This is a genomic window from Marinobacterium jannaschii DSM 6295 (genome assembly GCF_000620085.1).
Taxonomy (GTDB): domain Bacteria; phylum Pseudomonadota; class Gammaproteobacteria; order Pseudomonadales; family Balneatricaceae; genus Pontibacterium; species Pontibacterium jannaschii.
In genome coordinates this window covers 13,830-26,819 of sequence record NZ_JHVJ01000036.1, presented here as the reverse complement: position 1 = coordinate 26,819, position 12,990 = coordinate 13,830, and the positions used below count along the sequence as shown (strand labels likewise).

18 protein-coding genes are annotated in these 12,990 nt (G+C 55.0%); 16 read left to right on the top strand and 2 right to left on the bottom strand.

Annotated features, from left to right (window positions below; genetic code table 11):
• Together Q354_RS0115480 and Q354_RS0115475 are read right to left on the bottom strand one after the other, a co-directional pair.
• On the bottom strand, positions 1–599 hold a 599-nt coding region (locus Q354_RS0115480), incomplete at its 3' end, for a PriCT-2 domain-containing protein (protein WP_027858404.1).
• 349 nt (positions 600–948) lie between these two features.
• Entirely contained in the window at positions 949–1,587 is a 639-nt protein-coding gene (locus tag Q354_RS0115475) for a helix-turn-helix domain-containing protein (RefSeq protein ID WP_051560194.1), read from the bottom strand.
• A 123-nt stretch (positions 1,588–1,710) separates the two neighbouring features.
• Between Q354_RS0115475 and Q354_RS26040 the strand changes: the two genes are divergently transcribed.
• From Q354_RS26040 to Q354_RS0115395, 16 genes are all read left to right on the top strand, one after another.
• Complete coding sequence (locus Q354_RS26040; protein WP_051560193.1) at positions 1,711–2,334, top strand: hypothetical protein; 624 nt, start codon at positions 1,711–1,713, stop codon at positions 2,332–2,334.
• Entirely contained in the window at positions 2,327–2,539 is a 213-nt protein-coding gene (locus tag Q354_RS0115465) for a TraR/DksA C4-type zinc finger protein (RefSeq protein ID WP_027858402.1), read from the top strand. The genes Q354_RS26040 and Q354_RS0115465 overlap by 8 nt, the downstream gene beginning before the upstream one ends.
• 74 nt (positions 2,540–2,613) lie before the next feature.
• Positions 2,614–3,204: a bacteriophage antitermination protein Q gene (locus Q354_RS26035; protein WP_169828898.1), complete on the top strand. Its 591-nt coding sequence runs from the start codon at positions 2,614–2,616 to the stop codon at positions 3,202–3,204.
• The gene (locus tag Q354_RS27945; RefSeq protein WP_027858401.1) at positions 3,194–3,586 is read left to right on the top strand and encodes a hypothetical protein; all 393 of its coding nucleotides are present in this window, start codon (positions 3,194–3,196) and stop codon (positions 3,584–3,586) included. Before Q354_RS26035 ends, Q354_RS27945 begins: the two co-directional genes overlap by 11 nt.
• 4 nt (positions 3,587–3,590) lie before the next feature.
• Entirely contained in the window at positions 3,591–3,845 is a 255-nt protein-coding gene (locus Q354_RS26030) for a hypothetical protein (protein WP_051560191.1), read from the top strand.
• Positions 3,845–4,051, top strand: coding sequence for a type II toxin-antitoxin system Phd/YefM family antitoxin (locus Q354_RS0115445; protein ID WP_027858400.1), 207 nt, complete (start codon positions 3,845–3,847; stop codon positions 4,049–4,051). Before Q354_RS26030 ends, Q354_RS0115445 begins: the two co-directional genes overlap by 1 nt.
• Positions 4,029–4,487: a hypothetical protein gene (locus tag Q354_RS0115440; RefSeq protein WP_027858399.1), complete on the top strand. Its 459-nt coding sequence runs from the start codon at positions 4,029–4,031 to the stop codon at positions 4,485–4,487. The genes Q354_RS0115445 and Q354_RS0115440 overlap by 23 nt, the downstream gene beginning before the upstream one ends.
• Positions 4,488–4,489: 2 nt before the next feature.
• A complete protein-coding gene (locus tag Q354_RS0115435) occupies positions 4,490–4,999 on the top strand; it encodes a hypothetical protein (protein WP_027858398.1) in 510 nt (169 codons plus the stop codon).
• Positions 5,000–5,250: 251 nt separating this feature from the next.
• A complete protein-coding gene (locus Q354_RS0115430) occupies positions 5,251–5,520 on the top strand; it encodes a hypothetical protein (protein WP_027858397.1) in 270 nt (89 codons plus the stop codon).
• Positions 5,520–5,900 carry an N-acetylmuramoyl-L-alanine amidase gene (locus Q354_RS0115425; protein ID WP_027858396.1) on the top strand — a complete coding sequence of 127 codons (381 nt, stop codon included), beginning with the start codon at positions 5,520–5,522 and terminating at the stop codon, positions 5,898–5,900. The genes Q354_RS0115430 and Q354_RS0115425 overlap by 1 nt, the downstream gene beginning before the upstream one ends.
• A 2-nt stretch (positions 5,901–5,902) precedes the next feature.
• Positions 5,903–6,478, top strand: a complete 576-nt coding sequence (locus Q354_RS27510; RefSeq protein ID WP_051560190.1) for a hypothetical protein — start codon at positions 5,903–5,905, stop codon at positions 6,476–6,478.
• A 195-nt stretch (positions 6,479–6,673) separates the two neighbouring features.
• Complete coding sequence (locus Q354_RS28575) at positions 6,674–7,240, top strand: terminase small subunit (protein ID WP_027858395.1); 567 nt, start codon at positions 6,674–6,676, stop codon at positions 7,238–7,240.
• Between the two features lie 25 nt (positions 7,241–7,265).
• A complete protein-coding gene (locus tag Q354_RS0115410; protein WP_211252267.1) occupies positions 7,266–9,146 on the top strand; it encodes a terminase gpA endonuclease subunit in 1,881 nt (626 codons plus the stop codon).
• On the top strand, positions 9,143–9,670 hold the full coding sequence (locus Q354_RS26020) for a hypothetical protein (RefSeq protein WP_051560189.1): 528 nt from the start codon (positions 9,143–9,145) through the stop codon (positions 9,668–9,670). The genes Q354_RS0115410 and Q354_RS26020 overlap by 4 nt, the downstream gene beginning before the upstream one ends.
• Positions 9,667–11,142 carry a phage portal protein gene (locus Q354_RS26015; RefSeq protein ID WP_051560188.1) on the top strand — a complete coding sequence of 492 codons (1,476 nt, stop codon included), beginning with the start codon at positions 9,667–9,669 and terminating at the stop codon, positions 11,140–11,142. The genes Q354_RS26020 and Q354_RS26015 overlap by 4 nt, the downstream gene beginning before the upstream one ends.
• Positions 11,099–12,958 carry a phage major capsid protein gene (locus Q354_RS0115395; RefSeq protein WP_027858393.1) on the top strand — a complete coding sequence of 620 codons (1,860 nt, stop codon included), beginning with the start codon at positions 11,099–11,101 and terminating at the stop codon, positions 12,956–12,958. Before Q354_RS26015 ends, Q354_RS0115395 begins: the two co-directional genes overlap by 44 nt.
• Positions 12,959–12,990 lie beyond the last annotated feature (32 nt).

Here is a 12,990-nt window from a genome sequence, read left to right as displayed (position 1 = left end):
TCATAACCCTTAAACTCTCCGGACTCATTCAGTAGTGGCCAGGCTACCCACGTCTCGTTGTTGTGAGAGTCTTTGCCTACCCGCAGCTCGGTAAACTGATGAGCGTTTGCAATGCCCTTGCGCTGCAGGTAAAGGGATTCCGTACCGGTATAGAGGGGCAGATTGCGGAAACGGAGCTCAACACGTTTCAGTTCGTGAGCAGCTTCTTTCTCTGCTGCCTGAGCTCGCTGAGCGGCATCTTTCCGGCGTTGCTCGGCCTGCTTCTTGATCTCGGTTCTTTCTTCAGCAGAAAGCTCTCGGCTGTCCTTACTGCTCCAGCCTCGGCTTTTCGCTTCCATGATCAGCGTGCCGATTGAGTAGCTGTGACTCTTGAGGAATTCTTTCCACTGCTCCAGGAGGCGAGTCTTTTCTTTCTCGCCAGCGGGACTGTTCCAGGTAATGAAGGCGTCGCGAGCGCTGTCGCCAAATTCAGAAGCAAGAGATCGGCCTAGCTTGGCCCAACTCTCGTAGTCGAGTGAGTCAGAATCGATATGGCCGAGCATTTCCTCGGCATCGGCGAGAGTGATCTCTCGGTTGTATCCCTGTGAGCTTCCAGCCACTGGTCCTATCCTCTATAAGCACAAACGTACAAATGTGTGTTTGTGCAAAACCACAAATTTAATTGCAGATCAGGGATTAGTGCCTTAGACTCATCGAACAGTTATTGGTTGAGTTCTAAGGGCTAAAACGGTTGCACCCGTTTTTTTTCCCCGATCCTTCCTTCGAAAAAGCCAGGTTGCCGCCTGGCTTTTTTCGTATCTGGCCTAAGCTAACACGCTTCGGACCCCTGTTACAGAACTGATACACAAAAAGCAGGCGGTGGCACGTTCCCATCGCCTGCTGATCATAACGCTTAATTCTCGTATTCACAAATCCCGTCACGGGATCTTTATGAATAATTATTCATTTCTAGATTTGTGAAATTATGAAGGTCACGACTCCGCAGAACCTAGTGTCGCCATTTATCTGAATCAGTGGGTATTGTTGATTCAGTGGCTTTAAGTATCTTGTTCCGCCTTCAATGGCTAGTTGTTTGAAGGTTGCTTCGTCTGAGCCTTCCTGCCTTGCAACAACAAAACTCTTGTTCTCAGGCTGTTTGGTGGGGTCAACAATGATAATGCAGCCATCAGGGAACGATGGGCCGTATGGTGCGGTCATGCTGTCGCCTACTACGCGCAATGCATAGCAGTTCTTTGGGAGTTTCTTAGGGGCTATCACCCAGTCATCACAGCTGAGAGGGTCTGCCGCCGGTGGGGAGTCGGTCCAGGATCCTGCTTGGACCCATGAGACTATTGGTAGGTAAGGGATGGGTTCTGTGGTTGATACTTTTACAGGCCTTTTACCTTCAACCTCTTCCATTATCGCGTCTATAGAAACGCCAAGCGCTTTGGAAATGATATTTACAAAGTGTATGGATGGAATTCCCTCGCCCCGCTCAATACGGGAGAGGTGTCCTGGTTGAATTTGGAAGTCCACTTCTTCGCAAGTCCGCTGTAGCGTCCATTGTTTGGCGTGGCGTATCCGTCTGATTACTTGCCCTAAAGTCATGTGCATATTGTCTTTACAAATTTACTTATATGAAAACCGTTTTATTGAAAAATCTCTTTAAAGTGAAAAACCGTATATGTAATATGCATATCTATCGACACCAACTGACAGGACGTCAGAATAATGAAAAGAACAGAAGATCAGATAATTCTGGAATATACGAATAGTCTGCTCAGAGAGACTCGGTGGACTATCGAGGATTTCGGCACTGATCGCCTTACCCCCGCCTTACGTGAAGGCCTGATTGATGTAGATCCGGCAGATCCTTACAGCATTCATAGCGAAGCCGCCGCTTATCTCCGTTGGAAGAATAAGATTGGCGTTCAGCTTGGCCGCATTATGCGCGGTACCACAAAGTTTCCCCTTTCTTGGAAATGGGCCTGGGTAACCAGCTTACCCGAACCCTATCAAACCCAATGCCGCCAGGAGCTGCTTGCTCTGGCTGGCGTAATGGATATCCCTCTCCCTGTTATTGAGATCGCTGAGCGCAGGCCTGCCCGGGCGCGGATCGCGGATTTTATGCGCGAATCTGCCGACCTGTTGGCCGCTGCAGCGCCAGCTGATGACGGCTTTTATGACGAGTCCGACGATCCTGAGGCGGTTGATCGTATGGCGGATGAAATGATTGACGTGATTGAGGTGCTGGAGCGTGAGCTCCAGGCAATCGGCCGTGGTACTGGCCGCACTGGTCGCCGCCGCACTGTGATTGAGAAGACCGTGATAGTCAGGAGTGAAATCGATGGCTGATGATTGCGACCGCGCTCAGGTTCGGATCGATCTGGAATCAGCGGCGATGGTTGCCGCGATCACTGCACAGGCTAAGGCTTCAGGGCCAAGCGCTGAGTTTTGTGAGGAGTGCGGCGTAGAGATTCCGCAGCTACGCCGGGAGAAGGTTCCAGGCGTTCGGCTGTGCGTTGACTGTCAGTCATATCTGGAACAGCGGCGAGTTTAGCGGGGGATAGGATGCAGGAGCAGGCGCGAGAGTGGGTCCGACGCGAAGTTTTTTGTTCATTTATGGTTGAGCCCATGTGTAGAAGTCATGACGACGATGGAGTGCAGTACATCATTCCGTCCAGTCACAAGAAGAAGGCGACAGAGCCAGCGCTCCGGGTAGAGCAGGAGATCCGACGCGGTTTCTATCAGGTGCATGGCGTCGCTACTCGTGCCCCGGCTAAATCCTCCTGTCCGCTGAGCCCGTTCGCGTTCGAAGATGCGAAGGTGGTCCGGGCAGTGAATGCGCTGCCTGATGATCAGCGTCACTGGATCAAGTATGCCTATTGCCCTGAAGAGGTTTCAGGCTGGGAAGATGAGTCAGGTGCCGTTGTGGCGTTGTGGAAGGAGTACGAGCCGCAGGCCGGGAATGTCCGCAGTTCGACACGCAAGACGCTCCAGGGCTTGGCTCATCTCTGTATCCAGGACATGAAAGCGCAGGTTAATCGGGGCAAGGGGGCTCACTCCCCTGCCCGTATCCGTGAGCTGTTGGGGGTGCCTGAAGCGAATTGGCGCCGGGATTGGTCACCTCGCTGGCGAGCGATGCAGGAGATTGTTCGTCGCCTGGATCGTGACGGCCTGGAGCAGGTCGCTACTCAGCTGGGGCCGGGTGAGCATGTTGCGTAATGCTGCTGACTGCTCTCAGTGTGGTACCGCACCGGAAATGCGCCGCGAAGATGATCGCGGCCTTTTTATGCCTGCTTGCCCCAAATGCAAGCACCATGCGTCGCCTTACCCGAGTGAGTCCGGGGCGATCGCGCTTTGGAACCGGGCCAATGCGCCGCAACGTCCCTGCCTCGGCTGTGGTGGCAAGCCTCGCTTACGGAACAGCCGTCTGCGCGGCCTCTGGGCTTTCCAGTGCCGGGGCTGTGGGCATAGTACTACAGGCAGTCATACCGTCATGGGTGCGGTAACTGCCTGGCACAGACATAACACGCCAGGCAACGGTCATTACTGGATGCTCTGGCAACAACGACACCAAGAGCTGCAGGCGCAGCACCAAGGATGATGATATGGCTTTTGCAAAGGTTTTCGAAAACACCGAGTTCGGCCAGCTGCTGGTCAAGATTGATTCTGATGAGGGTTTTCCGGAGGTTCGGGTCTACTTCGAGCCGCCGAACCTGGGCGTTTGCTCTGTAGCGATGAAGTTCAAAGATACGGATTCCGGCTGGGATTCGGCGGAGAAGGCCTTTGAGGATATCGATGAGGCTGCTTGCGTGGCTATGGTCAAGGAAACCGGAGCACTGGCTCTCGGGGAGGCGCTGTAATGGCTGGGGAGATAGCTGACCTGCCTCAGGTCTCCAGTGGTGACCTTAAAAACTGTCTGCCTGATATCACTGAGCCGACTGTTGTTGTTACCTGGCGTAATCCTCGCTTCGTGATTATGCCGGTCGGTGACTACGAACAAATGATCAAACGCACAAACGAACAAATGTACAAAGGTGGCGCTGATGGCTATGAAGATATCCGATAAAGAGTTGCTTGATGCTGTTTGGGAGAATCAGCTTCGTTTGTTGTCTCGGACCGTGCTGCATAAGTACATGGGCGGTTCTTATGGTCTGGCTTGCGGTGATGATTTTTGGTTTTACGCATCAAGCTCGGAGCATATTGTATCTCGCCAGCGAGTCACTGACTTGATTAGCAAGAAGCACTTGCGGAGCCGAATCGTGTCCTTGATTAATGAGGGTAAGATTCACTCGCCTAATGGGGATCGGGTTCTGGGGTTCTGTATTGATTCGGATTTAGCTCGGGAGGCATTTAGTGCGGCACGTGAGTTTTGGCTGTCTAAAGGGGTTCCTGAGGGCCATTCGGAGGGTCGTGCGAACACCGTCAGGGGGATCGACTTTGATGCGATCGCAGCTGAGTGTGAGGGCATGTTGCTTAAACGTTTTTACGGTTCGGAGGCTTAAGCGTGGACGTATTAGCAGCAGCGCTTTTGGCGCTAATGGTTGGGATGGTTGTCGGCGCTTTGTGGGCCAGGAAAGTCACGGCCGCTGAGATCTGGGAGGAGGTGCGTCGTTGCTACATCTCTCGGGCTGAGGTCGATGAGTATTTCAAGTGGATGAGCAGAGACTTTCCTGTATTCATGGATGCACATTGTTGGCTTTTCTGGCTAGACGAGAACCTTGATCCAGTGGCGACAAAGGATCTGATTGGTGCTCATAGGGAGCGGATGAAGACGAAGTATATAGGTGAGCAGTCCTCGTTATGTGGTGGCTGGATGCCTATAGAAACGGCTCCAAAAGACCGTGAATTGATCTTGTCGCCTGGAGGGGTGGAAGAGTCCTCCTTTATAGATGCCGTCAAGATAGGCGGCTGGGTTGGTGAGGGAGGCTCATCTTCAAGTGGTCAATGGGATACGTGGGGTGCCAGCTGGGAGCCAAAATATTGGATGCCAAAGCCTGGTGCACCGGACACATAGAGGCGCAATACGGAGCCCGAAGCGAGTGAGCCTCCCTGTCATTAAGCTGTTATGAGTCTTCAAAGATAGGTGTTGACTTAATGACACGGTTTAAGATACAGTTTTGCTATCTTGCGATAAATGCGTGAAAGCTGCTCTTTGAGCGGCTTTTTTATTGCCTGTTTGAAAGAGCGCGCAATGTGACAAACACACAAATGAACAAATGTACGAAAGCCCGCTAAGTTAGCGGGCTTTTTCGTTTGGGGGTTGGGATGGATTCTAATTTGCTGATCGCCTTGCTGACTCTGCTTGCGGTGGTCGGTGGGGGTTTGCTGGGTATCTTGTGGAGTAAGGTAAACGAACTTGGCCAAGCGCTGACTGAGGAGCGGGTCAAGATGGCTGAGAAGTTTATTACTTCAGAGGATCTGGAGCGCCGGTTGAGCCAGTCTCTGGAGCCGCTTGAGAAGCAGATGAAGCGGGTTGAGGAGCAGAGCGATGAGCTTATTCGGATGCTGCACAATCATTACAGGGAGACGGCTTGATGGATGTTCAATATCTGGTTGTTCATTGCTCTGATACGCCGAACGATCGCGAGGTATCAGCGGCTGAGATCCACTCATGGCATAAGAATAACGGCTGGGATGGCATTGGCTATCACGCGGTTATTCGTCGTGATGGGAAGTTGGAGGGCGGTCGGCCTTCTTACTGGCCTGGTGCTCATGTTCGCGGCCATAACAGTAAGAGCTTGGGTGTCTGTTTGGTTGGTCGTGATCAGTTTACTGAAGATCAGATGCTCATGCTGAGCCAGGTGCTGGCAGCATGGGAAAGGCGGTATCCGAATGCTGAAGTAGTCGGTCATCGGGATCTGGATAGTCGTAAGACCTGTCCTAACTTTGACGTTCGGGCATGGTGGAAGGGGTAGTTATGGAACCAATTTCTATTGCGTTGGGTCTGGCCAGTCTTACCGGCCTGGACAAGAAGATCGGTCGCTGGTTGGGCGGCAGTAATGGTGAGCAGGTTGCTGCTCAGGTGGTTGAGATCGCTCAGGCGGTTACGGGTGCTAAGCAGCCTGAGCAGGTTAAGCAGGTGTTGGAGACTGATCCTCAGGCGCTGCTGGCGTTTGAAGAGAAGCTGCACGAGCGAGAGCATGAGCTTGAGCGGCTGGCTTATCGGGATCGCGCAGATGCTCGGCAGATGTACCGCGAGACGGAGCATGAGCAGGCGGACAGTATCGCGCAGTCCATCATCCGCAATAACCTCTGGTTCGTTCTGCTGCTGGCGATTGGTAACGCGGCTGCAGTGATCTTCCTGAAGGAGCACGCTGCAGTGTTGGCGACGGTCAGCAACCTGATTGGCATCGTCATTAAGTCGCTGCTGGATGAACGTAAAGAGGTCACCGGCTTCTACTTCGGCGGGTCGATGGATGGCCGCAACATGGTTGCGGATAGGATCGGTGGCTCGCCTGGTGTTTTGGGTCCTTCCAGGCAGGTAGGCCCTTAACGGGTATCTGAACCGCCGGGTTTGCGTCAATTTTGGTGTCGATTTCCAGTCCTTACTTCTCACCTGGGTAAGTAAGGACCGGGAATCTTTTGGCCAGTAACCGTGAGGGCTGGCTCTTTTCTTTTGCGTCTGTGTACGGGCTCAAAAGAAAGGACAATCGCACAAACGTACAAATTCACAAAAGTCCTTTCTGTCATGGGTATTACCGTCTCAAAGAAAACGCTGGCCGATATGATCGGCAAAAGTCCTCGTTGGGTGACCAAGTTGATCGAGGATGGTCTGCCTGTGCGGGGTGGCGGCGGTAGAGGTAAGGCTGTCGAGCTTGATACCGAAGAGGTTATTAATTGGCTGATCCGCCAGGAGGTAATGAGGCGGTTTGGTGACGGTGAAGAGATCGAGGAGGGCTCGACTGCTGATGAGGATCGTCAGCTGAAGCGGGTTCGCCGGGAGAAGATTGAGCTTGAGATCGATCGGGAGCGCGGGAAGGTTTTGCCGCTCGATGCGGTTGAGCCCATTTTGTTTCGTATTGCGACGGTTTTAGGGACTCAGATAGACGCTCTTGCTAGTCGTAATGCTAGTGAACTGGCAGTAATTAATGACCCTGCAGAGATTAGACAAGTGTTGTTCTCCGAAGGTCGTCGAATCCGCGCCGTCACTTCCGATAGACTCCTGTCTGAAGTACGGGCGCTCGCTGAAGAGATTGATGGCATCCTTGCGGCTGATGGCGGGGATGGTGAAGGCTCCGCCAGCGAGGACGGCTGACGAGTGGGCGCGAGAGAATCGCGTTATGCCTCCTACGTCTCCGATTCCGGGGCCGTTCAATCCAGATTTTAACCCTTACATGAAGCCGGTCGTGGCAGCGTTTGCTGATCCGCAATACAACCGGGTGACCTTTGTAATGGGTACCCAAATGGGTAAGTCGGTCTCGATGGAGAATCTGGTCGGCTGGCGTCTGGATGATGATCCGACGCCGATCATGTATGTGGCTCCGACCAGTAACCTGATCGACTCGACGGTTGAGCCGAAGTTCATGGATATGTTTGAGCAGGCTGAGAGCCTGTCTCGTAAATATGACTGGAAGCGGTCAACCAAATATACCAAATGGGTGGGCGGGACTAAGTTTCGCTTCGCCTGGGCGGGCTCGCCTACTGAGCTCGCTGCCGACTCGGCGGGCCTGGTGCTGGTCGATGAGGTGGATCGCATCGTCAATACTGGCGAGGGTGATACCACCGAGATTATCGAAGCGCGAGGCGATGCCTACGTCGATTCAAAGATTGGCTATACCGCAACGCCGACCGATGGGAAGGTAGATCGATATACGCATCCGGATACTGGCTGGAGTCATTGGTCTCCAGGTAAGGCTGAGGCGATCGGTTCGGCTATCTGGAAGCTCTGGCAGTCGGGTACTCGGCACGAGTGGGCGGTTCCTTGTCCGCATTGTGGCGAATACTTCATACCTCACAGCGATTTGCTGTGGTGGCCGGGTCGCGGATCAGCTGATGAGTGTACGCCGGATCAGGCCGAAAAACAGGCGATGCTGACTTGTCCATCAAGTGGTTGCTTGATAGAGGATCGTCATCGTCCCGGCATGAATCAGCGGGCGGTGCCTGTAGCGCCTGGTCAGCATGTTACGCCGGATGGTGTCGTTGTGGGTGATGCTGACACTGCTGGTAGTTCTCATTTCTCTCTGTGGGTCTCTGGGCTCTGCTCCTTCGCGGCGAAGAAGTCGTATGGCTTCTTGGCCAAGAAGCTGCTGGGTGCTATTCGCTCAGGCGATCCCGCCAAGCTGCAGGCCGTTTATAACACTGGTTTTGGTGAGTGCTATGCGGTGACTGGTGAAGCTCCGGCCTGGGAAGAGGTTTACCAGCTGCGTGATGCGTATAGCTCCGGTGAGCTTCCGGATCCGCGAGTCCATACCCTGATTTGTACCGTTGATGTTCAGAAAAATCGCCTGGTGTATGCCGTGCGCGGTTGGATGGATGGTATGGGTTCGCGCCTGATTGAGGCGGATGAGCTCTGGGGTGATACCGATAAGCCGGAAGTCTGGACGCTGCTCGATGAGCTGATGGATAGGCGCTGGGGCGGTAAGCAGCTCAAGTTGTGCGGCGTTGACTGTGGTTACCGCACTGATGAAGTGCTGGCATGGGTGCGTCGGCACAGGGGCCGGGCTCGGGCGTTGATGGGGTTTGAGCGACTGCCGAAGCCGTTGCGGATGATGCGTCTGGAGATCGGCCAGCAGGGCAAGGTTCGCAAGCGTGGTGATAAACGCTGGGACTTTGATGCCAGCTTGGCTAAGGCCTGGGTGCATGGTCGTATCCGTTGGGCTCGGGGGCAGGCGGGTGATTGGCTGTTGCCGGCAGATGTGTCTGAGGATTACTGCCGTCAGATCGTGGCGGAAGAGTTCAACGACGAGACCGGGAAGTGGTCGAGGGTCTCGAAAGACAATCACTTTCTCGACTGTGAGGGGATGCAGTACATGTGTGCGCGAATGCTCCGGTTGGATCGCCGCAAGCAGCAGGAGCAGTCCGCTCCAGATGAATCTCAGTCTGATGAAGTGGTGGAGCCTGTAGAGGTCGAAGCCGAAGAAAACCAACCTAAGAAAACCCGCAAGACGGTGCGTCGTAAGCGTCGTAAGCCGAAAGCCGGGTTTGTGAGTCGTTACCGATGAATGAGCCGAAGAAGGTCGCTGCCGGGACGTCTGTTCGCTGGTCGTTTGATCATGTTCAGGCGTCCGGCAGCGGTCAGTTTTCCTATGCGCTGCGGGGTCCGGGTGCGATCGATATTGCTGCGACTGCGGCTGATGGCGTTGTCAGTGTTGATGTTGCGCCAGGCGATACGGCTGGGTGGGCGCCTGGTTTGTATGAGTGGCGTTTATTCCTGGTCGTGGGTGTCGATCGCGAAGAGATTGGTTCGGGTTCGCTTGAGATCGAGCCAGATTTTGCCGGCCTGGGGGCTGGCCATGATCCGCGCAGTCATGATCAGCGTGTGCTGGATTCGATTAAGAAGGTGCTGGAGGGGCGTGTCCTCTCTGATCACGAGCGTTACGCCATCGATGGCCGGTCGTTGGACCGTATTCCGATCATGGAGCTGGAGCGGCTAAAGAGTCTGTATCAGCGCCGGGTTCGTCGTGCGAGCCGTAGTGGTTCTGCTCGCCTCGGTGTGCGTAGGGTATTGACGAGGTTACCTGGATGAGTGAGCAGCAGGAGGCGCGAAAGACGCGCCGGGGTGTGCCAGGCAGGGTTCGTTTTGCTGTCGCTCAGCAAGGGCGGCACGGGCCTCAGTTGGGCGGTGTTCCGCTCAGTGTCAATGAGGAGCTTCGTCGGGATCTGGGTGCGATTAAGCAGCAGTCGCGGCGGGCGGGTAACGATGATGGCTACGTTACTAAGTTCTTGTCGATGTGTCAGACGCATATCGTCGGGCCTGAAGGCTTTGGCTTTCAGTCGGCGGCCATGCTGTCCGATGGCCGGAAGGATAAGCGGGCCAATGGGCTTATTGAGCAGGCGTTTAAGCGCTGGGGTCGTCGCGGTGTCTGTGATGTGACCGGCCAGTACAGCTGGCGCGGCATTCAGGAGATGGTCGTTAAGTCGGTGGCGGAAGATGGCGAGGTGCTGATACGCCTGGTGCGCGGGGCTGATAACGGCTTTGGTTTTGCGGTTCAGCTGCTTGACTCGGCTCACCTGGATATCAATTACAACCGCGAGCTGAAAAACGGCAACCGGGTCCGGATGGGTGTTGAGTTTGACGACTGGGGGCGTCCGGTCGCTTATCACATTTTGACCAATCATCCGGGGGATAGGGCCTACTTCTACGGAAATACTCGTTATGAGCGGATCCCGGCTAGTGACATGTTGCTGGTTTATCTGCCGTACCGGGTCGGCCAGGCTCGCGGTGTTCCGTGGGCGCATGCGGCGTTGCTTGAGATGCATCATCTTTACGGCTACCGGGAAGCGGAGCTGACTGGCGCTCGGGTTGCTGCGTCAAAGATGTTTGCTTATGAGCCTGATTCTGATGTGGAGCCGGAGGAAGACGACGAATCTGAGGAGGACTTCGTTGAGGAGGTCGAGCCCGGTATGGGTATCGTCGTTCCATACGGCTACAGCATTAAAGAGATGAATTTCCAGCATCCGGGCGGCAATTTCGGTGCCTTCATGAAAGAGGGTAAGCGCGGCGCGGCGAGTGGCCTGGATGTGAATTACAACACGCTGGCGAATGATCTGGAGGGGGTTAACTTCTCCAGCTTGCGCCAGGCGGTGCTTGAAGATCGTGATGGCTGGAAGCGCCGGCAGAGTTGGTTGCGAGAGTGGGTGCTTGAGCCTGTGTTTGTCGCCTGGCTTGAGATGGCGCTGCTATCCGGTGCGATCGGTGACCTCCGTTTCAGTCATTACGAGCGCCTGAATGCTCCGGTGTTTCAGGGGCGTCGTTGGGAGTGGGTCGATCCGCTGAAAGATGAGAAGGCGAACACTGAAGCGATCAATAACCTGACGAAATCGCCGCTCAAGATCATTCGTGAGCGGGGAGAGGATCCGGAGACGGTGATCAACGAGATCCTGGAATTTGAAGAGATGGTGGCGAGCATCCGTAAGCTCAGGGGCTCGGTTAAGTCAGAAGGCAGGGGAAGCAATGGCAAAGAAGAAGACGAGCCAGAAGCAGCTGAAGCTGGGTAATCAGTTTCGCACACTGACGGTGGTGCGTGAGGCGATTGATGAAGAGGCTCGGACGGTTGAGCTCAGCTTCTCCAGCGAGGCGCCGGTCGAACGCTGGTTCGGGATGGAGGTGCTGGGGCATAAATCGGGCGAGTGTGATCTCTCTCGGTTGAATAATTCCGGGGCGTTCCTGATGGATCACAGTGTTCGTGATCAGCGTGGTGCAATTGAGTCGGCACGGATCGATAAAAAGGTCGGTCGGGCCATTATCAAGCTGTCGAAAAGCGAGCGCGGCGAAGAGTTATGGAACGATATCCGCGATGGTATCCGGCCTCATATCAGTGTCGGTTATCGGATTCTGGAGATCGTGCACACCAAGCGAGACGAGAACGGGCTCGACTGGTACCGCGCCACCAAGTGGCAGCCCTATGAAATTTCATCCGTTTCCGTGCCCGCAGATGCCACCGTTGGGGTGGGGCGCAGCGAGGACGAAGGCGACGAAGCAACAACCTTTAGCATTGAATTGCGTGAGGAATTTATGGACGACGAAAAAGAAAACACTCCGGAGCAGACTCCGGAAAAGACTCCGGCTCAGACGCGCTCTGCTCCGGCTCCTGCTGCGCCAGTTACTGCTCCTGTCGGTGATGGCGATGCGATCGCTGTTGAGCGTCAGCGCTGCCAGGAGATCCAGGCGCTGGGTCGTCAGTTTGGCCTGGAAAAAGAAGCGGCGGCGGCAGTTGAGAGCGGCACAACTGAGGATCAGTTTCGTGCTCAGGTGTTGAAGGCTGTTCGCGAGAGCTCTGCCAGTCCGGCGGGTACCGATATGGAGTTGGGCTTGACTGATAACGATGTGCGTCAGTACAGCCTGATCAATGCGGTTCGCGCCAGCATTACTGGCAACTGGAAGAAGGCCGGTTTTGAGCGTGAAGTTAGCGTGGCGCTGGCTGACAAGATGGGCAAAGACGCTCGCGGCTTTTACGTCAACTACGAGCTTCTGGGTCGCCTGGGTCGTGCGCAGTCTACCGCGGCTAATCAGGGTGGTGAGCTGGTAGCGACTGAGCTGTGGAGCTCTCAGTTCATCGATCTGCTCCGTCCGGCATCTGTGGCGGCGGGGCTGGGTGTTCGTTTCGCGACGGGTCTTGTCGGTAACGTGGACATTCCGAAGATGACTTCTGGTGCTCAGTTCTACTGGATCGATGAGGATGCGGACGGTACTGATTCCGGCGCTACTTTCGGTGTTGTGAAGATGTCGCCTAAGACCATCTCGGGTGCGGTGCCTATTACTCGTCGCCTGATGCAGCAGTCTACGCCGGATATCGATCTGCTGATCCGTGACGATATGTTGCGTGGTCTGGGTCTGGCGGTCGATAAGGCGATTCTGCTGGGGTCTGGTGTGGGTGCTGAGCCAAAAGGTATCAAGAATCATACCGGCGTTCATGCTGTTCCTGTTTCTGCCTGGGATTGGCCGACCATCGTCAAGTTCGAGACTGAGGTGGCGGAGGCTAACGCTGATGCGGCCAGCATGGCTTACGTCATGCGTCCGACGCTGCGCGGCACGTTGAAGACCACTGAAAAGGCTGCGGGTACCGCTAAGTATCTGTGGGGTGATGACAACCGCGTTAACGGCTACGGCTCGGCGGTAACGACTCAGATGATTGCTGATGCGCTGTTGTTTGGTGATTTTAGTCAGGCTCTGGTCGGTATGTGGGGTGCGCTGGATCTGACTGTGGACAAGGCCACTAAGGCGGCGTCTGGCGGTACTGTCTTGCGTGTGTTCCAGGATGCTGACGTTGCTCTGCGCCACGGTGCGGCCTTCGCTTACGGCGAGAAGGTCTAATGGGTGCCGGCTTAGCCGGCGCTCTCTCCTTT